The 23196-nt window shown below is 34.2% G+C and carries 21 protein-coding genes and 1 pseudogene; 11 read left to right on the plus strand and 11 right to left on the minus strand.

Annotated elements, in window-relative coordinates; translation table 11 throughout:
- The first annotated feature begins 69 nt into the window (after positions 1-69).
- From ABC346_RS01305 to ABC346_RS01315, 3 genes are all read left to right on the plus strand, one after another.
- The gene (locus tag ABC346_RS01305) at positions 70-3159 is read left to right on the plus strand and encodes an efflux RND transporter permease subunit (protein WP_413233177.1); all 3090 of its coding nucleotides are present in this window, start codon (positions 70-72) and stop codon (positions 3157-3159) included.
- Positions 3160-3377: 218 nt separating this feature from the next.
- Positions 3378-4415: an ArsR/SmtB family transcription factor gene (locus tag ABC346_RS01310; protein ID WP_413233178.1), complete on the plus strand. Its 1038-nt coding sequence runs from the start codon at positions 3378-3380 to the stop codon at positions 4413-4415.
- On the plus strand, positions 4405-5631 hold the full coding sequence (locus ABC346_RS01315) for an MFS transporter (RefSeq protein ID WP_413233179.1): 1227 nt from the start codon (positions 4405-4407) through the stop codon (positions 5629-5631). The genes ABC346_RS01310 and ABC346_RS01315 overlap by 11 nt, the downstream gene beginning before the upstream one ends.
- A gap of 318 nt (positions 5632-5949) precedes the next feature.
- Here the strand turns inward: ABC346_RS01315 and ABC346_RS01320 are convergent, their stop codons facing one another.
- Positions 5950-6462, minus strand: a complete 513-nt coding sequence (locus ABC346_RS01320) for a YfiT family bacillithiol transferase (RefSeq protein ID WP_413233180.1) — start codon at positions 6460-6462, stop codon at positions 5950-5952.
- A gap of 216 nt (positions 6463-6678) precedes the next feature.
- On the opposite strand from ABC346_RS01320, the gene ABC346_RS01325 reads away from it, so the two are divergent.
- Complete coding sequence (locus tag ABC346_RS01325; RefSeq protein WP_413236493.1) at positions 6679-7680, plus strand: LLM class flavin-dependent oxidoreductase; 1002 nt, start codon at positions 6679-6681, stop codon at positions 7678-7680.
- A 135-nt stretch (positions 7681-7815) separates the two neighbouring features.
- Here ABC346_RS01325 and ABC346_RS01330 read toward each other — a convergent pair whose 3' ends face one another.
- Complete coding sequence (locus tag ABC346_RS01330) at positions 7816-8214, minus strand: VOC family protein (protein WP_413233181.1); 399 nt, start codon at positions 8212-8214, stop codon at positions 7816-7818.
- 164 nt (positions 8215-8378) lie between these two features.
- Between ABC346_RS01330 and ABC346_RS01335 the strand changes: the two genes are divergently transcribed.
- On the plus strand, positions 8379-9653 hold the full coding sequence (locus ABC346_RS01335; RefSeq protein WP_413233182.1) for an MFS transporter: 1275 nt from the start codon (positions 8379-8381) through the stop codon (positions 9651-9653).
- 82 nt (positions 9654-9735) lie between these two features.
- Here ABC346_RS01335 and ABC346_RS01340 read toward each other — a convergent pair whose 3' ends face one another.
- Positions 9736-10341, minus strand: coding sequence for a class I SAM-dependent methyltransferase (locus ABC346_RS01340; protein ID WP_413233183.1), 606 nt, complete (start codon positions 10339-10341; stop codon positions 9736-9738).
- A gap of 196 nt (positions 10342-10537) precedes the next feature.
- On the opposite strand from ABC346_RS01340, the gene ABC346_RS01345 reads away from it, so the two are divergent.
- The 3 genes from ABC346_RS01345 (at position 10538) to ABC346_RS01355 (ending at position 13140) form a co-directional block, all read left to right on the plus strand.
- Positions 10538-12055, plus strand: coding sequence for a BCCT family transporter (locus tag ABC346_RS01345; RefSeq protein WP_413233184.1), 1518 nt, complete (start codon positions 10538-10540; stop codon positions 12053-12055).
- Positions 12056-12291: 236 nt separating this feature from the next.
- Positions 12292-12711 carry a YugN family protein gene (locus ABC346_RS01350; RefSeq protein WP_413233185.1) on the plus strand — a complete coding sequence of 140 codons (420 nt, stop codon included), beginning with the start codon at positions 12292-12294 and terminating at the stop codon, positions 12709-12711.
- 54 nt (positions 12712-12765) lie between these two features.
- A complete protein-coding gene (locus tag ABC346_RS01355; RefSeq protein WP_413233186.1) occupies positions 12766-13140 on the plus strand; it encodes a DnaJ family domain-containing protein in 375 nt (124 codons plus the stop codon).
- Between the two features lie 40 nt (positions 13141-13180).
- On the opposite strand, the gene ABC346_RS01360 is transcribed toward ABC346_RS01355, so the two are convergent.
- The gene (locus tag ABC346_RS01360; RefSeq protein WP_413233187.1) at positions 13181-14026 is read right to left on the minus strand and encodes a DUF72 domain-containing protein; all 846 of its coding nucleotides are present in this window, start codon (positions 14024-14026) and stop codon (positions 13181-13183) included.
- Between the two features lie 26 nt (positions 14027-14052).
- A complete protein-coding gene (locus ABC346_RS01365; RefSeq protein ID WP_413233188.1) occupies positions 14053-15081 on the minus strand; it encodes an AbrB family transcriptional regulator in 1029 nt (342 codons plus the stop codon).
- Between the two features lie 125 nt (positions 15082-15206).
- Between ABC346_RS01365 and ABC346_RS01370 the strand changes: the two genes are divergently transcribed.
- The 3 genes from ABC346_RS01370 (at position 15207) to ABC346_RS01380 (ending at position 17333) form a co-directional block, all read left to right on the plus strand.
- Positions 15207-15947 (plus strand): TspO/MBR family protein, encoded by a 741-nt coding sequence (locus tag ABC346_RS01370; protein WP_413233189.1) that lies wholly within the window; start codon positions 15207-15209, stop codon positions 15945-15947.
- Between the two features lie 151 nt (positions 15948-16098).
- Positions 16099-16434 (plus strand): PadR family transcriptional regulator, encoded by a 336-nt coding sequence (locus tag ABC346_RS01375; protein WP_413233190.1) that lies wholly within the window; start codon positions 16099-16101, stop codon positions 16432-16434.
- A 2-nt stretch (positions 16435-16436) separates the two neighbouring features.
- Positions 16437-17333: a permease prefix domain 1-containing protein gene (locus tag ABC346_RS01380; protein WP_413233191.1), complete on the plus strand. Its 897-nt coding sequence runs from the start codon at positions 16437-16439 to the stop codon at positions 17331-17333.
- Between the two features lie 223 nt (positions 17334-17556).
- On the opposite strand, the pseudogene ABC346_RS01385 reads toward ABC346_RS01380, so the two are convergent.
- The 6 genes and pseudogenes from ABC346_RS01385 to ABC346_RS01410 all read right to left on the minus strand — a co-directional run bounded on the left by ABC346_RS01385 (position 17557) and on the right by ABC346_RS01410 (position 23112).
- Positions 17557-18152 (minus strand): annotated as a pseudogene (locus ABC346_RS01385) (ABC-2 transporter permease).
- Positions 18145-19011 carry an ABC transporter ATP-binding protein gene (locus ABC346_RS01390; protein WP_413233192.1) on the minus strand — a complete coding sequence of 289 codons (867 nt, stop codon included), beginning with the start codon at positions 19009-19011 and terminating at the stop codon, positions 18145-18147. Before ABC346_RS01390 ends, ABC346_RS01385 begins: the two are co-directional and overlap by 8 nt.
- A 6-nt stretch (positions 19012-19017) precedes the next feature.
- Positions 19018-19389: a GntR family transcriptional regulator gene (locus ABC346_RS01395; protein ID WP_413233193.1), complete on the minus strand. Its 372-nt coding sequence runs from the start codon at positions 19387-19389 to the stop codon at positions 19018-19020.
- Between the two features lie 230 nt (positions 19390-19619).
- Positions 19620-20780, minus strand: coding sequence for an AI-2E family transporter (locus tag ABC346_RS01400; RefSeq protein WP_413233194.1), 1161 nt, complete (start codon positions 20778-20780; stop codon positions 19620-19622).
- A 171-nt stretch (positions 20781-20951) separates the two neighbouring features.
- Entirely contained in the window at positions 20952-22835 is a 1884-nt protein-coding gene (gene abc-f, locus ABC346_RS01405; protein ID WP_413233195.1) for a ribosomal protection-like ABC-F family protein, read from the minus strand.
- 142 nt (positions 22836-22977) lie between these two features.
- Positions 22978-23112, minus strand: a complete 135-nt coding sequence (locus ABC346_RS01410) for an RAxF-45 family protein (protein WP_413233196.1) — start codon at positions 23110-23112, stop codon at positions 22978-22980.
- Between the last annotated feature and the right edge of the window lie 84 nt (positions 23113-23196).

A 23196-nucleotide genomic window follows, 5' to 3' on the forward strand; every position in this document is an offset into this window, starting at 1 on the left:
TTGACATATGACTGATTAGTCATTAGTCTATTTATGTGAGTCAAAAATGTCAATAAGGGTAGGTGTAAAATGAAAGGGTTAGTCAATTTTGTACTAAAAAATAAATTAGCAGTATGGTTACTTACTATTATCATTATTATATCAGGTATTTATTCGAGTACACGAATGAAAATGGAGACCATTCCTGATATATCTATTCCATATCTTATGATAACTGATGTATATCCGGGTGCAACACCAGAAAAAATTATGGATGAAGTGTCGATGCCTCTGGAAGAGACCATTGAAAATCTGGCGGATGTAAACGCCGTTTATTCTACATCAAATCCTAATTTCGCTAGTATTCAAGTAGAATACGACTACGGTGTAGATATGGATGAAAAACGCCGAGAATTACAATCGGCCATTGATACAAATGTACAATTACCAGAAGATGCAGAAGAACCAACTATTTCTGCAATAAGCATGAATATGATGCCAGTAGCAGCTTTAAGTGTAAGTAGTGAAACGGAAGATATCGTTGAACTAACATCAACCGTTGAAGAAAGTCTGCTTCCTAAAATTAAAAAAATTGATGGTGTGGCATCAGCGACAATATCTGGTCAACACATAGAAGAAGTGGAATTATCCTATAATGAAGAGAAACTTGCACAATATGAGTTAACAGAAGAAGATGTTGCAGAGATGATTGAAGCTAGTAATTTAGCAGTTTCGTTAGGTCTGCAAGAATTTGAAGAAGGCGAACAAGCAGTAGCTGTTGACGGGAAATTCATGACGATGGATGAATTAAATGAAATGCTTATCCCAGTGACACCTTCTGAAACAGATCCACGACCTTTTGTAGAATTAAATGAACTAGCAACCATTGATTTAGTAGGAAAAGTAGAATCCGTATCAAGAACAAACGGAGAAGAAGCGATTGCAATTCAAATTGTTAAAGGGCAAGAAGCCAATACAGTTGAAGTTGTTAATAACGTAAAAGATTTAGTTGAAGATGAAAAAGAAGCTATCGAAGGTCTCCTAGTTGATATTTCACTAGATCAAGCGACACCGATTGAAGACTCTGTATTTACCATGGTAGAAAAAGCTTTATTTGGTGGTTTAATCGCAGTATTAATTATTCTATTATTCTTGAGAGATTTTAAATCAACCATTATTTCGATTATTTCTATTCCAGTATCGATATTTATGGCATTATTACTATTAAACTGGTTAGATATTTCCTTAAATATAATGACACTTGGAGCAATTACAGTTGCGATTGGACGTGTAATTGACGACTCTATCGTTGTCGTAGAAAACATATACAGGCGGCTACATTTAAAAGATGAGAAACTATCAGGAAGAGCATTAATTCGAGAAGCAACCATCGAAATGTTTAAACCAATCTTATCTTCCACATTAGTAACAGTAGCTGTATTTGCTCCACTTATTTTTGTAGGTGGTATGGTCGGTGAATTATTTATGCCATTCGCCTTAACAATGACCTTTGCGTTGGTTGCATCACTCATAGTAGCTATTACGATTGTACCTGCACTATCTCATTTCTTATTCAAGAAAAAACTATATGGTGCAAAAACAGAAAGCCAACATAAAGAAGCAGGTAAATTAGCAAACTGGTATAAAGGAATACTAAGATGGACATTAAATCATAAAATCATTACTTCATTGATAGCAATTGTATTATTAGTTGGAAGTTTAGCATTAACTCCATTAATCGGTTTTAGTTTTATGGGTAGTGAAGAAGAAAAAGTAGTTTACTTAACATACACGCCAGAGACTGGTGAATTAATGGACGATACACTAGACAACATTGCGGAAGTAGAGGAAGAATTATTAAAACGAGATGATATTGATATCCTTCAATTGTCTGTTACTGAAAGCGGCGATGAAATGGCGGCTATGATGGGCGGCGGAGGAAACGGAGGATTAATGTACTTAATCTTCGACCCAGATATGGAAAACTTCTCTGAGGTGAAAGAAGAAATTGAAGACTATGTATTCAATATCGATCAATCCGGTGAATGGAAAAGCCAAGACTTCTCCTCCATGGGAATGGCGACAAACGAAGTTAGCTATACGTTCTACAGCGAAAATTTAGATGACCTAAACGAAGCTGTAGAATCTGTCGAGAATGAAATGAATGAAAATGAAGGACTAGAAGATGTTACTTCAACTACAGAAGATGCATATGTCGAGTATACGTTTGAAGTAGAACAAGATGATTTAATTCAATACGGTCTCACCACTGGCCAAATCGTAATGATGCTAAATCCTTCAAATACAAATGATGTATTAACTACTGTAGAAAAAGACGGTAATACATTAGATGTTACTGTAAAACAAGATGACGATACACAACCAAAATCGATAGATGAAATGTTGGAAACAGAAATTCCAACAGCACTCGGTGACACGATGCCACTATCAGAACTTGTAAACGTAGAAGAAGGTACAACGTTAAACACGTTACAACGAAGTGAAGGAGAATATTATGCAACTGTCTCTGGAACTATTTTAGAAGATGATATAACCAAAGTAACTTCAGAAACAGATAAAGCTATCGATAATCTCGACTTACCACGAAGTGTAACAGTAGGCGTTGCTGGTGTAGCAGCAGATATGAATGACACATTTACACAGCTAGGTGTTGCTATGTTAGCGGCAATTGCCATCGTCTACTTCATCCTGGTAGTTACATTTGGTGAAGGGGTAGCACCATTTGCTATTTTATTCTCCTTACCATTTACGATTATCGGATCACTTGTTGGATTATTGCTTATGGATGAAACAATTTCTGTATCGGTTATGATGGGTCTGTTAATGTTAATTGGTATCGTTGTAACCAATGCAATTGTATTAGTGGACCGGATCATTCATATGGAACGTGATGGATTAAATATGCGTGAAGCGATATTAGAAGCAGGAGCAACTAGATTACGTCCAATTTTAATGACAGCAATTGCTACTATTGGTGCGTTAATACCTTTAGCTATTGGTTCTGCTGGTGGCGGAATCATTTCCAAAGGTTTGGCCATAACGGTTATTGGTGGACTTACAAGTTCCACATTATTAACGTTAATCATTGTTCCAATTGTTTATGAAATTCTATCAAAACTATTTAAGAAAAAACGTAATCAGCAACTAAATGAAGGTTAATACCTATAAAGAGTTCGGAGACAACTGTTTCCGGGCTTTTTTAGTTTTGGTTAAATGTGGAATATCATCCCTTTAGCTGGGTCATACATATCAAGATTCAGGACCTGCATTCCTATTGCACATTCTATATTCAATAATATTTGAACGATTTGTTCAAAATAAATTGAATAATTAGTGTTATATTAGTATACTTATAAAAAAAGAAAAAAGGTGAGGATATGGATATATTAAATTGGAGCTCAACAAAGGAAAATCACATTCATGTAACTATGGACCATTCCATTATTCATGAAGCTGTACTAGGCATAGCCGCAATTACAAACAAACCTTTATTATCTACTCTAGAAAAAGAAACGGAGTTTAAGAAACTTCGTAAAGCTTTTTCGTCCGCACTTCTTCATGAATTAAACTATCTTGAAACACATAACACATGGAAATCTCTATTATTATTAATTCACACTTGGAATATTCAGCACATCGATGAATTTAAAGATAGACTACTAGAAACATCAGATATAGATTTAAGATATAATGTCATTCCTTATATTGGAAATAATTACGAGGGAAATCGGAAAAAGGCTGCTCAGGGAGAGATAGAAAGTGTTAACTTATTTGAAGAAGCTACATCAAATTTCTTACCGGGCTATATTACGTTTATTGTAAGTTGTGATATTAGTCAATTAAAACATCACCTCATCAATGTTTTGCAGTTATGGTTAGAGGAAGTTGTTTATCCCGTTCAAGACAGTACAGAAGCTGTATTGGCCAGAGATATAAAATCAAAAAGGCTTGCGCAGCAACAAATGGATTCTCTATCATTCATCCAGCTGGTACTAGATGATCAGAAATTCCGTTTAGAAGATGCTGAGACCAATATTGTACTTATTCCACAAATCACCTATCGTCCTTGGGTTATCTATTTAGAATTACCTTCTTATCAAGTATTTTATTATCCGGTAACAAATGAAAGTATTCACCCTGAAGATACCTTAGTTCCAGATTATCGAATGCTCCAAGTGTTTAAAATGTTAGGCGACGAGACACGATTGCGGTTGATAAAACTCTTATCCGAAAAAGATTACAGCTTATCTGAACTTGCTTCAAAAACAAATGTAGGGAAAACAACCATTCACCATCACTTAAAGCTTATGCGATCAGCACGAATACTTGAAACAAACCAATCAAAGTATCATCTTAATCAAGATACATTACATAAAAATTGGAGGAAATTAGAGGATTATCTACATGAAGAATAACCAAACGATATGGCAAAACGCTTCTTTTCGCTCTTTATGGTTTGGTAGTGGAATATCAGAATTAGGTGGTGCTCTAGGTACATTTTGTAATTCTGTATATGTATATATGCTAACTGGTTCAGAATTGGCATTAGGCAGTATGTGGTTACTATATTACGTACCGTCCATACTGATACAATTCTTTATCGGTCCTTACCTGGACCATTGGAGAAAGAAGACCATAATGATCACTGTCCTTTGGTGCAGAGCTTTTCTATTCACCATACCATTGGTTATGCTACTGTTTGATACTCCGTCTGTATGGAGTATTTATATCATTCAATTTTTTGTTGGATTACTAACACCACTATATGTCCCTGCTTCTCAGTCACTATTACCACAAGTAGTGAGCAGTCCTCAACTAATTGAAGGTAATGCTTATCTCGATAGTCTAACAAGAACGATGATGCTCATCGCACCGCTTATTGCAGGATTAATCATGGATATTCTAAGTATAGAAACAACTTTAATCGTCATTATTGGTTTATTTTCCATCTCCGGAGCTATTTTATTTGGGGTTAACGAGAAAAAACAAATACAGATACAAAAACAAGCCTGGAAAGACGAACTAAAGAATGGATGGAATAACTTTTTTCAACATAAGTTGTTATTAATACTGGCTGGATTTCTTGCCATTGTGCAATTAGGAGTGGGTGCATCCATCGTTTTGAACTTGCCTTATATAACCGTTGTCCATGAGAGTAGTATGTCTATCTATGGGTTCTTCATGGCAGGATTTCCTCTTGGATATGTAATTGGATCATTATGTATCAAATATTTAAACGTAAACAATAAACCACGTTGGATGTTATTATGTTTAATTATTGGCGGCTGTACTTATATTATTAATGGGTTCACAAATCATGTTTGGATTGCCATTAGCTCTGAAGTCTTAGCAGGAATTGCAATGAGTATATTTACAATTTGGCATCTAACCATGTTCCAGCAAAGTATTTCTGATAATCAGCGCACTCAATTACTATCGATACGAATGTTAATTATTCGAATCATGTTACCTATTGGAATATTAATTGGAGGATTTATAAGTGAACTTTTCACTATACGTTTAACGTTTATCATAATGGGTTCGCTCACTTGTATAACAGCAACACTGGGATTGCTCTATTTCCGTTTTAAATCCAAACAAATACTGGTCTCTACGAAACTTGCGCAATAAAAAGGGATAGCTGAACATAGAGTAGAATTCTATAATTTTATGACCAAAACTCAATGAAATTAGATCAGGAATTAATGCATTAGCACTAGCAATTATTTCAGTATCATACAGACTATGTCTGCATTCATTATATTCATGGGGTAAAAAAATTCTGTTAAACATAAACCTCCTAATCATACCTATGATTAGGAGGTTTATGTTTATCTAAGATTTATATATTATACTTTTTTCTACTAACGGTTATTTATATATATTCGATACTGATACTTTTACCCAAATCATATCCTTATCAAATTTCTAAACCAATTCCTTGAAAGATTATGGTTTAGATAATGCAATTTTTATATGGGCTAAATGATGTTCTTCATGCCAAGCTAATTTTGCAACCTTTGTGGCAACTGATATTTCACCATTTACCTGATGAACAAAAGATTCATCTAATTGCTCTTCAGTTAAACTATACCCCAAAGATACGATTCGTTCATTTATACCTTCCAACATTTTAATAGAACTTTCTACAGGAAGCTTTACATCCGGTTGAATAGCCCACTTTTCTTGATCAAAAGCAGGTACTGTTGGACTCTCATCTGTTAAAGCCAACTTCAAGCGTTGATACATGTTCAACTGAGAATCAGCGATGTGATGAACAAGTTGACGAATGGTCCAGCTACCTTCACGATAAGTTTTACTTAATTCCTCATCACTTAATGAGTTTACCGTTTGCCTTAATCGATTCGTGTATGTTTCGATTTGCTTTAGCCATTCTTGAATATTTTTAAATGTTACTTTTTCGGGAACTTGTAATTTGCCAATTGGAAATCTTACATCCATTTTCAACCCTCTTTCCCTAATTGTTATTTCACTATCATTCTATATTAACCATCAATATACTTCAACGGCATTAATTTTTACATCATTAGCATTAAGATACAAAAAATTTAATAATTAAAATTATGTGCTACAACTCTACTCTTTCACATCAATCGTTTAAAATAGATTGTATAAGCAAATAATAATGAATAAAGAACAAACGGAGGGCAGAAAGTGATGACACGTCTAAACATCTTAGATTATTTATTAATTGATGAAGGAAAAACAGCTAGAGATGCAATTCATGACACTACAGAATTGGCAAAACTTGCAGATGATTTGGGATATCATCGCTTTTGGGTACCGGAACAACATCACGCACTTTCGATTGCCAGCAGTTCACCCGAGTTATTAATGATGCATCTAGCAGGACAAACGAAAAAAATACGGATCGGTTCTGGTGGAATTATGCTTCCGCATTATAGCCCCTTCAAAGTTTCTGAGATTTTTCGTACGTTAGAAGCCATTCACCCTAACCGAATTGATTTGGGTATTGGAAATAGCACGGGAGGAAGATTAGTTAACCATGCTTTAAATGAGGAGAAAGAGGAGCGATTAACGTATGAGCAACAAGTAAGAGATATCCAAAAATATTTGAGTGACGATACCAAATCTAGTCATCGTTTCCAAAAACTAATCGCTACACCAGTGACAGCTACACACCCTGAAATGTGGATGCTAGGTGCGGGAGGTTCAAGTACAAAAATTGCCGCTGAATTTGGTACGTCTTACACATACGCGCATTTTATTAAACCTTTTGATGTAGGAATTGAAATCATTAATACGTATCGCAAACAATTTAAGCCATCCTTATTTCAAGACAAACCTTACGTTGCAATTGCAGTTTTTGTCGTTGTCGGAAAAACGACAGATGAAGCTGAACAGCTCGCTAAATCCTTTGATTTATGGATGGCATCCTTAGAGACTGCTAAGAATCCTCCATATTTTCCAAATGTAGTCACTGCATCAAGAAAACAGTTTAGCCCTTTTGAAAAGCAGAAAATAAATAACATCCGTAAAAGAGCTATTATTGGTGACTCCCATTACGTAAAGGAAGAATTACAAAAGCTGATTGCTAAATATAATTGCGATGAAGTCATAATAATTCCTAACATTCCAGGTATCGAGAATAGAAAAACAGCAATTGAATTACTCGCTAAAGAATTCCAATTAACTTAGTTGAAGAAAAGTAATGGAGAGATCGATTAAAAACCCCTTTAGATAGAAACAAATTTGATCTATCTATGGGGGTTATTGAAATTATAGATAAACCACGTTTATTCAAACGCTGTACAACAAGAACTCCCAAGATTATTATTCAATATTTAACTGCCAGTTCACACCAAATTTATCTTCCACCCAGCCAAATTGCTTACTAAAACCATAGTTGTCAATGGGCATACGAATTTGTCCCTCTTGAGAAAACTTCGTAAAAACATCATGCAATTCTTGTTCATCTTGACATGTAATAAAAAGAGATATCGAAGGAGTAAAAGAAAAATCATGTTGAATGGAACTATCACTACACATTATTTCCTGCCCTTTAATTACAATTACTGCTCGTAATATCTTCCCTTCCATACCTTCCACTTCTGGACCATATCTTTCGATAAAAGGAATATCGACATCAGAGAATACAGATTGGTATAAGTTAACAGCCTCTTCAGCTTCTCCTTGAAACATGAAGAATGGGTGTACTTGTTGTTTTTCCATAGTTCTCATCCTTTCGATTCTAATTCTGTTTATATTAAAAATAGCACGTTGCAGTTATTTACAATATCAGTCTTTAGACTTAGATAAAATCCATCCAGTTACTGTTAAGAAAAACCATTTTTCCTATTAAACTAAAATCAGATTAGGTAGCGGAGGGGTTTATAATGAAAAATCGAAACATGAAAATCATTGTTTCCAATCAATTTTTAACTCAATTAGCAGATAGTATATATGATATTGCAATTTTTTGGTATGTTTATGAAGTATCACAATCGGCATTATTAGCTTCCATTATTACAGCATTAACTTTTGCTACGCAAATATTGATTGGACCCTTACTAGGAACTTTTGCAGATCGCTTTGAACCAAAGCGTTTTATGCAAATCGGATTTCTTGTCATGATGACTGTTGGAATTTTTATGGCGATTAGTTTTCAGTTCTTTTTTGATTATTTTTTAATCGTTGTTTATTTTGGGCTTATATTACATGATGTAGGAATGTTTATCGTTGCTCCAGCCAAGAACCGCTTGCTACCAAGAATTGTTGCTCAAAAAAATCTATTAAAAGTGAATGGTTTCATTAGTTCTTCAGGGCAAGTTGCAACGTTGATCGGTACCTCGATTAGCGGATTTGCAATCGCTCTTATTGGATTTGTGGGTGTCATGTTATCTCATTCACTTATTTATTTAATTGCTAGTCTAATTCTTATGTTTTTAATTGAGATTACTAGTAAAGCAAAAGCAGCTAACATAGGTGAGGTAGCGATAGCAGCCTCTAGTGAAGAAATAACGTCAAATACTAAAACATCTCTTCTTCAGGAGTTAATCCATGGATATAAGTATTTGCGCATGAAGACGGAAGTTTTTAAACTAATTATCCTGGCTATGGTTGTAAATGTGAGCACAATGGTACTTCCCTTATTCGTTGTACTCGTTCAGGTTCAATATAATGGCGGTGCAATCATGTTCGGATTCTTTTCTGCAGCTGCCTCCATCGCAAGTATTATTGTTGGATTAATGATTACAAAACTAACCGCGAAATTATCTGTCGCTCAAATTTTTTCTCACTCATTTTTAATTGCTGGGATTACATTAATGCTTCTTACTCTAACCAGTATCCCTGTTATTGGAATCCTCCTATATTTTTCATTCACTTTTGTAATTGTAGCCTTAAACATTAAATTCAATACCTATTTAATTACAATGGTCGATGATGAAGTGCGTGGTCGTGTCTTTGGAATTATAGGAGCTATTTCAGGATTTTTAATTCCAATTTGTTCTCTTCTCGGTGGTTGGTTGGCAGACACATTCCATGTGAACATCGTATTCCTTCTTTCAGGAGCTTGGATTTTCTGTACAGGAGTATATGTATTTTTTGATAAAGATATCCAACAAATAAAAGAACCACCTGTTAGCGAAGAACAAACTCAATCCATTTAAGTTCATTGAACAGAACCGAATCAGTACAGGAAGTTTATCCCCCACATATCCTCATCGTCTTGATGTGGGAGATAAATCTACGTTACATGCTGGAAAAACGATAAATTAGAAATCGTTCATCCGGATTATTTTCATATAGGATCGAGTAAGGAACTTCTTGAACACATTCAAATGGTGTAGAGTTTTCCAGAAAATAAATATATTCTTGATGTGGATAATACATGATTATATCTACATTTCTTGGGTGTGTTTCAATAGAAGTTAGTATGTTCTGTATAACTTTTCGAAATATATGAATAGTAAACGGATTAAAAAAGTAAAAGTTGCAGTCATCTTTTGAGACAAAATATTCTTCCGCAAGGCAACAAATAAATTCTACCTCACCACTACCATGATAATCACGATAACAATTATGGTTATCCATCGCCATTTGAATTATATTTTCATCCATTTCCACTCCTTTTACCCCCATCTTTGAATAGTGATGAAAATAAAAGCTCACCCTTCCTTTTCCACATCCATAATCAACAAGATAACCGTTTGTAGGAGTATATACACGACTTAACTCTTCTAATGCGCCATAGGGAGTTGGTTCATACGGGTTATATTGTATTTCATCTGGATAATCTAAGTGCTTTTGAGGTTGAGTACGTATATGTAAATATTTATCAAACCGATAATCTTTCATCTGATTCTTCCTTTATATATTGATTCTTCCACTATAGCATAAGATTTTCTTGTTCGTGTTTTATGTATAACAAATTATATTCGTTTCATACTACTCGTACCCAATTCAACATTTAAAAAGAAAGTTTAAAAATATTCAAAAAAGGGTAGTTTTATATATCTATTAATAAATGCTTTTCAATACGAAAGGGGAACACATGAAAAAAGTCACGAATGTTTTTTACTTCGCAGTAATTTTAGTTGGTATTATGGTAGCACTTGGCGCCATTTTTCCAGTGCAGTTTGAAGAAATTTCACAAACCGTTCAAGCATGGGTCTCATCTACCTTTGGTTGGTATTATTTATTACTAATGTCTGTCTTGGTTGCTGTAGCACTATTTATTGCTGTTAGTCCTTACGGTAATATTCGCCTAGGAAAAGACAGCGATCGTCCTGATTTTTCTAATATTTCTTGGGTGGCGATGTTATTTGCTGCTGGGATTGGTATTGGTTTAGTCTTTTATGGAGCATCCGAACCACTTGCTCACTATATGATTGATGCACCACTATCAGAACCAGGGACTGCACAAGCATTCAAAGAAGCTTTATCGCATTCATTCTTTCATTGGGGTATACATGGTTGGTCCATGTATGGGCTCGTTGCTCTTGCTATCGCGTACTTTCAGTTTAGAAAAGATGAACCTGGACTTATCTCCGTTACATTAAAACCTTTATTTGGAGAACGAATGAATGGGGGGTTCGGTAAAGCAATTGATGCTTTAGCAATCTTCGCAACTGTTGTTGGTGTGGCTACGTCACTTGGATTAGGTGCAATCCAGATTAATGCTGGGTTATCCCATTTATTTGATCTTCCAGTAAACATCGGGGTACAGGCAATTATCATATTAATTGTTACAGTATTATTTATTATTTCTGCTTGGAGTGGGTTAAACAAAGGAATTAAGACATTATCCAATATTAATCTTTTACTAGCTTTAATACTTTTTATCTTCGTATTAGCCGTTGGACCTACCTTATTAATTTTTAATATGTTCTCGGAATCAATCGGCCTGTATTTTCAGAATTTCATTCAGATGAGCTTTCGATCCGCTCCTCTAGCATCAGATAATCGAGCATGGTTGGATATATGGACCATATTTTACTGGGCATGGTGGATATCTTGGGCACCATTCGTAGGTATTTTCGTTGCGCGTATATCTAGAGGTAGAACTATTCGTCAATTCATCTTTGGTGTAATTATTGTACCAGTTCTAGTAATTTCTGCATGGTTTACTGTTTTTGGTACGACTGCAGGAGATATGCAGCAACAAGGAATTATTGATTTAACTCAATTCCCAACAGAACTCGTTCTATTTAATATGTTTGACTACCTACCTTTATCAACGATCATCTCTCTACTTGCCATATTTTTATTGGTTATTTTCTTTATCACTTCAGCAGATTCAGCAACATTTGTATTAGGGATGCAATCAACCGGAGGATCACTTTCACCCCCAAATTCTGTTAAAGTTGCACTTGGGTTATCTATATCAGCAGTGGCGCTTATTCTTTTATATGTAGGAGGCCTTAGCTCCCTGCAAAACACCGTTATTGTTGCGGCATTACCATTCTCCTTTGTGGTTATATTAATGGTGATTTCCTTATATAAAGCCTTAAAAGAGGATGCTTATATTAAAAGAAGGAAGACATCACTAAAGAAAAATGAAGAAGCATAAAGCAAAACTTCATATAGTGCAGATGTTATTCTCCACCCACTCAATGTTGGTACCAACAAGGGCATGACCTAAGCACCTAAAATAGAATTGAATATCGTTATTAACTATTTTCAAATAGAAATCGTAAAGTGGAGGCAAATTTTACTGCCTTCACTTTTTCTATGCCTAGATATCCGTATGTTTCCATTAGAAGTGGCAACAATAGAACTAAAATGGATGAACGAGGTGAGTTAAGTATGCTTCAACTAGAAACAGGAATTGAAGGAAAACAAGCGTATTTTGGTAAATTACAGGGAGGATTAAAAGAATTAGGATTTAGTTTGGCAGGATCATGGCAATATGATGAAGGATATTTCGATGGAATACTATCTCGCGAAGAGGCAGAGACAATTTATTTACGCCTCCCTTTTCATGTCATTAGTGGTGAATTAGATAGTGATCATGCACTACTTGAATTTGACACACCATTTCTTATTAAACATGTCGTAAATACTGGATTAGAAAAAGAAGGATCTGATTTAGCAACTGCCACTGGCCTTAGTCAATTTCAAAAACCTGTAGATTCTGATGGTGAAATTGATGATAAATCCTATTGGCAAAAAAACGGTGAGTATGCTGTCAAACAAATCATTCAACATATTGACAATAATTTATAGTTGAATGACCTCTTCTATTTCTTCATACTATGAAGAAAGTAGAGGAGGGAAACCATGTATCATTTCGTTGAAGATAAAATTAAAGAATCGATCGAAAATGGTGAATTTGAAAATCTCCCTGGAAAAGGGGGAAAATTAGATCTACGTGATGAGTTTGCGGGCATTCCCGAATCAATGAAACAGCCTTTGCGGATTTTAAAAAGAGCTGGCTATCTCAATGAGGAACAGGAAAAAAACGCTTCTCAGCTATCGGAACGTGATTTGTTACAAATTGCAACTGAAAATAAAATAGATAAAAACGACGCTGATAAACGAGCCGCCTTTCAATCATTTACCAAAGAAAGAAATCTAGATAAATCAAAAACATTTAAACGATACGCACAGAAAATATACCAAAAATTTTTTGGGAGAAATCAAAATATATCTTAAAGAGAGTTCTTTTAGTAATACAGGACTCTTTTTTATATGTTTAAAATAAATCTAATTGTTTAGGTGCCAAACCTTGATAATCTATCCCGAGTATCTCTTGCAATTGTTTTGCATTATTTGCAGCGTGTCCCCCGGAATTATTATTAAAAAGCACAATAACATCGTGATTGGACTGATTTAATTGGGAGATTTCATTCGCAAGTGTTAATAATTCTTCTTTGTTATAGTCATAAAGATAACGAACTTCTCTCCAGTTCTCATTTCCAGATCTCGTCCATCCATGAAAATTACGTCCATGCAATCGAATAATTGTTGTATCAGGGTGTGTAGATACAGGAACAAAAGGTACAGAACCTTTACCAGCCTGAGGTTCATCTGCAATGGAATGCATCCATCCCCCAGCCTTCATGAAAGAAATCGTTTGTTCTCGGAAAGAATTACTATACCAGGATTGATGTCTAAACTCCAAGGCAACCGGAATATCCCCCATCTGTTTTTTACAGTATCGAATATATTGCACATGTTCTTTTTTACAATCAAACCAAGGTGGAAATTGGAATAGTACTGTAGCTAATTTACCTGTTTTTTGAAGAGGAATAATTGATTCTTTAAACGCTTCAAACATAGCTTGCTTAGTTTCAAATGAACTTTCTCCACGCTGATGACCAGTCATCCCTTGATATGCCTTTACTACGAACTGAAACTTCTCTGGTGTTTCTTTTATCCATTTTTCAATATTGCGAATTGGCTGAACTGCATAGAAGGAAGCATCCAATTCCACTACTGGAAAATGACTGCTGTAATCTTGCAATTTGTCTTGTGGTTTCGTATCGGCTGTGTATAGTGTTTCATGATCTCCCCAACCAGTTAAACCAATATTAATCATATAAATCCCTCCTTGTCTATCATGTCCTACTCCCTATCTTTTTTCCGCACCACATATTGCACAAAAGGAATCACAAGCGCTGATAAAAATAATATCCGGAATAATTGAAATGCAGTTACAATCGTGACATCTGCTTGCACAGATGCAGCAATAATCCCCATTTGATCTAGACCACCGGGAACAACGCTTAAAAAACTTGTAGAAAAATCAAAATATGCTTGCTTTACAAACCAACTAATACCGAGTGCAGAACTAACTAATATCACACATGACAGCAAAGCATACACCCATTGCTTGCTCATTTTTTTAATGCTATCTCGTTTTAGTAATAAACCGATATAAATACCGATAAACAGTTGAGCTATATGTAAAGCCGAATCTGGCATTACTGGTACCTGCCATCCAAGTAAATTACATATCATTAAAAAAAATACTGGACCCAATAAATAAGCTGTAGGCACCTTAATCATTTTAAAAAGCATACCGACAAAATATGCTAATATCATTAACCCCAATAGTATAAGACTATATTGTCCGTCTTGTATAGTATCAACAGGAAGATTTGGTCCTTGAATGGAAACGATAAATGGAACCATTGAAACGATAACAAGCACGCGTAATACATGGTAAAACGTCACAAGTGTTACATCCATCTCCTTCTGTTCTTCAGCAAATACTATAACTTGTTGTAATCCTCCTGGAACACAACAAGTCATTGCAGTCCCTAAATCCATTTTAGATAATCGGGATAATACAAAACTAATTACTAAAAATAATAGAAAAAATAGTACATTAATAGCAATCATTAACGGAAAAAAATGTACCATTTGTTGTAATGCTTCCAATGTAAATGCGTATCCTATAACATAACCGGCTATAACTAATCCTATATTTCTAAAGAAAGGATGCCATGTTAATGAAATCGGAGCCTTTAATTGAGTAATTAAAACAAAAAATAGTGGTCCTAATAACCACGGCATAGGTAAACCTATAACTGAGAATACAAAAGCTCCAATTAATCCAACTATAAATGTAATGCTCATTGTCCTATACATGATGTTCACTTCTTCTTTTTTATTACATTATAACTCTCTTGTCTTTATTCTTAAATGGTTTAGTAATGATGATTAAAATTGTAAAAATTTGGGTACATATATGAAAAGCAGTTTGGAGTGATACGATGGAAAAACGAACGATACAACTAATATCTATGTACATAGCCTTTTTCGCTATGATTGCAGTCAATGCTTTAGCAAATATCCTTCCGTTAAACGGATATAGCACAGGTGAAGTATCTAATATGTATACTGTATATTTTACACCAGCAAGTTATACGTTTAGCATTTGGACAGTTATTTATATCGGACTACTTTATTGGTTGATAAGAATTAGCTTTCATAAGCAACCAGTCACTGCTACGTTAATGTGGATATTTATATCAACATGTGTATTTAACGCCCTTTGGATTGTTTTTTGGCATTATTTATTTGATGGAATAGCACTGATTGTCCTTGGATTACATTTATTATCTGTATTCATCCTATATGCCTATCAACGCCAACAACGAGCAAGTTATTCAATGATAATTCCCGTATCTATTTATTTTGGATGGTTAATTGTTGCCTTTGCAACCAATATAATCTACTTCAGTGTCGCAACGTTAGAAGTTACTAATTCTACACAATTATTACTTGCTTACCTCGCACTTACCGTAATCATCTTAATTAGTATGGCTGTACTATTCTCGGTACGCGATTGGAGTATATTACTTGTTTTCTTATGGTCAATGGGTGGAATTGCAGTTAAAAACTTTTCCGATCAATGGACACTAAGTTTTGTAACAATTATATTAATGATTTTCTTAATTGTAATTACGTTTCTTTACCTAAGACAATGGAAAAAAATTAAAAATGCTGATTAACTTTAAAAACCGCCATAATGGCGGTTTTTTTGTTTTATATATATTTACACGTTGACTTACTATGACAGACATAGTAATATGATGATATAAATAATTACTATGTCTGTCATAATAATTTTTTGCGATGGATTTAGGAAAAGGAGGTAAACTCGTGGAGGGTAGAGTTTCAGCAGATTTACTACGAGGACATACAGATACGATTGTCCTTGGTATCTTAATGAATAAAGACAACTATGGCTATGAAATATATAAAACCATCTTAGAAAGAACCGATGGATTATATCAATTGAAAGAAGCCACCCTGTATTCAAGTTATAAGCGTTTAGAAAAAGACGGTTTCATTATTGCTTATTGGGGTGACGAAAGCCAAGGAGGAAGAAGGAAATATTACCGAATTACTGATTCAGGCAAAGAACGTTATCGACAAAATAAAGTGGATTGGGAATTCACCCAAAAAATTCTTAATCGACTTCTGGAGGAGGAGTAAATATGAATACCGATATTCGATTATACGTGAACAATCTGTTTCACAACTATGAACCCACACTTGAATTAGAAGATTTTAAAGAAGAGATTATTTTCAATCTACAAGATCGTATTGATGATTTACAGAAAAAAGGATATTCATCGGAAGACGCCTTTACAAATGCTGTATCTGAATTAGGGAATATTACTGAGATTGCTGATGATTTTAGTAAAGAAAAACGTAAGGAACTAATAGGTAAAATGTATATAGATTCTACATCAAAACTTAGCATCAGTTATGCAATTGCCTATACTTTAACAGCAGGGGTGCTATTATTTGGTTTAATTACCAGTATGATTACCTTCTTTGCAACTGATAATCTATTCTATGCGATTTCAACATTTTTACCGTTTCTTGTACCTGCAGGAGCTACTTTGGTTTATTTAGTTTTAACAACAGAAACATCAAGAAAACACCCTATGCATCGGGGACGTGCATTGATATATGCTATAGCTGTAGCATCCATTCTTTTTGGAGCAACGATTTCTACTTCCCAGTATTTTATGGAGAATAGTGAGGCAGTCGCTGTAATTGGTATATTAATTCCATTTTTACTTCCTGCCTTATTAACAATCGGCTTTTTATTACTCACAGAGAAAAAACGTTTAAAACCTTGGGTTATTGAAGAGGAAGCTCAATGGGAAGAGTACTATTCCAATGCTTATCAAAACCCTGAACATGCTACAAAAAGAGGCATGCTATCTGGAGCACTGTGGGTAGGTGCCATTGGAATCTTTATTATTCTCTGGATGTTAGCAGGAATTCAATATGCTTGGATTGTATTTATTTTTGCAGTTGTTATTGAAATCCTAATTGAATCTTCCATGTACTCCAGTAAAAAGCGACCAACGAAATTATAAATGTTGCATTCATTCGTGGGGGGCGTCTCTCCCCCACGAATCCTCTTGCTAAGTCTAATATGCGAGCTAAATTCAACCAGATAAATTGCGAAAATTTTTCACCTCAAGCCGGTAACATGATCCACTTTCGAAGAGTCCAGGAGGTTCTCAATATAGCGATCTCCTATAGAGCCATAAATATCATTCGTTTCTGAAGAAAACCAAACTCTGTTTTAATACTTATCTAAAATGCCTTACGTTGGTAAATGGTATGTGTAATACCCCATGATAACGTAAACATAAGTATCGTGAATACTGCCCCAGAAGTGTATAGCATTGTTTCGGTTAGTTGCATTAAAAATGTTGCGTGTTGTGATAAAAATGGAACAATAAATGAGGACAAAGCAGAAAAAACAAGAAAACCAACCAGAACAATTATGCTAATATTTCCCGGCTTAAAGATATAAAATAACGGATAAGCAAATGCAACAAAAGTAAGAAACAAGCCAATACCTACCGAAATATCAGTCAATGTAAAGGATTTACCAAAAATAACAAACCCAATACTCGTCCACCCCATTGCTAATACATATAGACAACAGCGCCTATATATCTCGCTGCGATAATTTGTTTACGCGTATATGGAAGCGAGTTTAAAAGTATATTCGTTTCCGTTTTTTCATCGTAGACATGTGTATTAAATGGAATAAATATACTAGAGATTAAGAATATAAATGCAGGATGATGTTTATCTAACAAAATGAAACCTATTGAGATAAGCATATAGATGATTATTTGCTTCTTCTGAAGAATTAAATCTCTTTTAATCAGATTAAACATGTTGTTTACCCCCTTTTAAATAAAACATGATATCTTCAAGAGAAGCTGGATCAATAATAACTTCATCTCCAAAAATTTGCTTTACTTGATCAATGTCTTTCGTTAATGCCTCAAATCCTGTAGATGTACGTTGTATTTCTTCAAAGAATCGTTCAGTATCTCTATCTAAGAGGTCTAATTCACCTTTTACTAAAGCATAATTTTCTAAAACTTCATAGATTGTTTGATGTAATACAATTTCTCCATTTCTAATAAATGATATATAGTCTGCTATTCTATCTAGATCAGAAGTGATATGGGTTGAAAAGAAAATGGTACGATTTCCATCTATCATCAAATCTTGTAATATAGATAACAACTCTCTACGAAAAATTGGATCTAGTCCAGCTGTGGGCTCATCCATTATAATTAGTTCTGCATGATGGGATAAAGCTATAGCTAGAGACGCCTTCATTTGCATCCCTTTAGAAAAATTCTTTATTGGTTTGTTTAGTGGTAGATCAAATTGCTTCACATATTGATGAAAGATTTTATCATCCCATCTCTTATAAGCTGGCGCAACAATTCGCTTAATATCTTTTAGATTTAAGCCTTCAAAAAACACATTACCATCATAAACAAAGCCAATACGTTCCTTAATTTCTTTTTCGTGCATCGAATATTCCAAACCAAATACTTTCACTTCTCCAGAGTTCGGCCGTAATAGATTCATCATCATTTTTATTGTAGTGGATTTTCCGGCTCCATTCGCACCAATAAATCCAGTAATAAATCCCTTTTTAATATGTAAGTCCATATTTCTAATAGAAAAACCTTTCAATTCCTTCGACACATTCATTATTTCCACCACATTCTCCAATATAGTTCACCCCTCATATAAAATGTCTAATAATTGTTGTAAATCTTCTAATGAAAGACCAATCTCTTTACTGTTTATAATTACAGCATTTAGTTGTTCTTCAATTACCTTTAATTTTTTTTCACGAATAACCTCTAGATTTTGTTCCGCTACAAATGATCCTTTACCTACGATAGAATAAATAAATTCATCTTTTTCTAGTTCTTCATAAGCACGTTTTGTAGTGATTACACTTATCTTCAAATCTTTTGCAAGTTGGCGTATAGATGGTAATGACACCCCTTCTTGCAATTCACCTGATAAGATTAACGATTTAATTTGATTTGTGATTTGTTCATATATGGGCTCTTTTGAACTGTTTGAAATTATTACTTTCATGCTAATCCCTCTAATTTTATGTTTTTTATAATGTTAAATTAAATGTTTGATAATTAATAGTTATCCTATTTCGATAGGTATCCCCTTCTGATTCGGCTACTTGGTTTTCACTTTCATATATAATGTATATATACAGTATATACATTATATACACATTTTTATAACAGATGCAATAAAAAAATAAAAAGCAATCTCGATTTTGTCGAGATTACTTTTCCTGATCATCGCTTTTATTCTTTTGAATCTTGAGTCATCGTATTCTCATTGTATAAATTACTTCTTCGTTTAAAGAATTCAAACAGATGTGTAGTAATAACTTTTAATATAGCATATCCAGGTACTGCTAACAAGATTCCGACTACACCAAACAGATTCCCTGCAGTTAAAATGATAAAGATAATAGTGATTGGATGCACGCGTAGATTTCTCCCCATAATCTGTGGAGAAATAAACTTCCCTTCGATCAGCTGCACTACCGTCCAAACCGCAATCAATTTGATCAACATAAAAGGAGAAGTTACCAGAGCAACGATTAATGCTGGTGTTATAGCAATCGCTGGACCTAAGTAAGGCACTACATTTGTAAATGCGGCAATCAATGCTAATACTGGAGCATAATCTAATTGAATAATAGTAAAACCAATATACATTAATACACCGATACAAAAAGCAACGATAATCTGTCCTCTAATATATGCACTAATTTGTGTATTCATTTCTTTAAGTACCGTATATGTTTGATCACGAAATGAAACTGGTAAAAACTTCAGAAAATACCCTGGTAGCTTTTCACCATCTTTTAATAAATAAAACAAAATAAAAGGCAACGTTACAATCGCAAGAACAATTTCTGTAACCGTTCCTATCACGCCACCAATATTACTAAAGGCAGTATCTATCAAGTCTAATGACTTTTCAGATATCTGTGAAACAAAACTAGAAATATCTAAACTACTTAATATTTGAGATTGATTCAGCACTTGACTTCCTATTAAACTCTCCACCATGTCTTCAATGTCATTAATAAACGGAGGTAAATTTTCAATTAAACTCATTATTTGTTCACGAAGAACGGGGATCACTGAAACAATTAAAACTGTCAGAAGGCCAATAATTACAATAAACAATCCAAATATCGAATAGATCCGTTTTATATTTTTCTTCTCTAAATAGTTTACAAGTGGATTTAATAGATAGTAAGCTATTGCTGATAATACTAAAGGCAAAACTACTGTTTTCACAAGTACAACAAAAGGTGTAAACACAAAAGAAATATTTGTAAAAATAAGTATGTTTAACCCAATTAACAATAGAATTGTGAGAAATAACACAAAGCGATTGTTAAGAAAAAAACGCTTAAATAATCCTATTTTGTTATCATTAATTCCCAACTCGGCACCTTCTTTAACAGTAAATTCAACAACAATAAAAGAATAATATTAATTATCAGAATATGATATAATATTTATTTTCTCCAAAAGGAAGTAATTTTAACCTCCTACTTATATCCTAGCATAAAAAAGCAGGTATCGCCTACAATACCTGCCTTTTTTACTATAATTTTACTTTTCTACTAAAAGATATTTTTTCTCCCAGAGCTGTTCAATTTCTTCCTTTTTCTCTTGAAGCTGGATTAATTGCTCCACATCTGTTGATTCTTCCATCTTTTTTTCGATAATTGCTAATTCGTTTTCGAGCTTATCGATCTCCTCGAGAAGAATTTTCTGGTCATTTCCCTTTAATTGGTTACTTACATGTGGAGGTGAGTTATCTTTATTTATTTTACTATCCGGCTTCACCAGTATGTCTTTTAATTTCAAAAGTTGCTCTCTCATTTTTTCTCTTGCCCAAGAGTAATTTCCATTGTAAGAATGGACTTTTTTATCTTCTATCCAATATATCTTTTGAAAGATTTTATCAAGAAAATATCGGTCATGACTTACTGCAATTATTGTCCCTTGGAAGTTTTCTAGAGCTTCTTCTAGCACTTCCCGTGAGTCTATATCGAGATGATTGGTGGGTTCATCTAATATAAGTGTATTTATATCTTGATACATGAGTTGAGCTAATCGCAGTCTCATCTTTTCTCCTCCACTAAGTTCAGAGACCCTACGGAACACCGCATATCCATAAAATAAAAATCGCGCAAGTATATGTCTTGCCTTTCCCTCTACAACAGCTACTTCATCACGAAAGGCTTCTATTACCGTTAAAGTAGGATCGATATCTTGGAAAACATGTTGCGATAAATAACCTATCTTCACGTTAATACCGACATAAACAGTTCCAGCATCGGGTTGTTGAGACTGTAATAACAGTTTAATTAATGTAGACTTTCCCGTTCCATTTTCTCCTATAATCGCTACCCTTTCTTGATATCGAATGTGCATATCTACATGTTCAAAGAGTAAATGGTCTTCAAACTGCTTTTTAACGTCTTCCATTCTAACAACATCTTTTCCACTTCTATCTGCTGTTTCTATATCTAATCCCATCTTATTTCGATGAAGTAGTGGTTTATCGATCTTTTCCATTCGTTCTATAGCACGTTCCATATTTCTTGCACGTTTATGCAATCCTTCATTCGGTGGATTAGCACGGTTCGCCCATTCACGTAGTCGTTTGATTGCTTCTCTCATTTTCTTAATTTTCTTTTGCTGTTCTTGATAATCTTGGAACTCCTTTAACAACCTGGATTCCTTTTCCTTTATGTGATTACTAAAATTGGTTTCATACAAAACTGCTTCCCCATCTTCTAAATCAATAATTTTCGTTACTGTTTCATCGAGGAAGTAACGATCATGAGACACGATAACCACTGTTCCTGGGTAATCATCTAGATATGAAGCTAACCATTCAACCGCAGATATATCAAGATGATTGGTAGGTTCATCTAACAATAGAAAATCAGGTTGTTTCAATAAGATTGTTGCCAGAGCAACCTTTGTCTTTTCTCCACCACTTAATTCTTGAAATGTCAGCTCTAATAATGAAATTATATTTATCCCTCGGCAGACTTTTTCAATTTGCGCATCTCTTTCATAGCCACCTAAAAAAGAGAAACGTTCTTGAACCTCCCCATATTGGATAACAAGATCGGATACATTTTCTAAAGGGTCTTTCATCTTTTCCTCATATTCCTGCATTTGCTTTTCTAAATCGTTTAGAGTCTCAAATGCATTTTTCAAAACGTGATAAACGGTTAAACCATTCATTTCGTCTTGTATCTGTTCTAAATAACCAACTTTTGTATGCTTTCTCCAATGAACCCTACCTTCATCAGCGGCTTCTATCTTTGCCATTATCCTGAGCAACGTCGACTTTCCAGCTCCATTTCTACCAACGAACCCAACTCTATCTTTTTCATTTATTTCCAAATTAATCCCATCGAAAATAATATTCCCACCGTACATCTTTTTAATATTTTGTATACTACACGTAATCATGTAAATATCTCCTTTATTTTCATGTCACCTCTCATGAGAATAAGAAGAAAGAAAAAGCACAAAGAGCATCCGAGCCTCTTTGTGCTAAAAAAGTTCCATATTTAATAGGATTTACTTCTTATGTGCATGTAGAGATGCTTTTTCACGATTCATTCACTGTTATTAAGCTACTAAAAAAGGACACACGTATCCCGTTATTCGCAACTACAGCAAATTTCGCACGACAAAAATAAAGGAATTCTATCCAATTCGCATGCATCATTTCATGAAAAAACATCTCTACTCACCTCCGTCCATTTCTTCGAATAGTTAGATTATACTGTAAAAATCGTTCCATAACAAGACGGAATTCATAACTAAA

The organism is Oceanobacillus phoenicis (assembly GCF_047238145.1).
Lineage (GTDB): Bacteria > Bacillota > Bacilli > Bacillales > Amphibacillaceae > Oceanobacillus.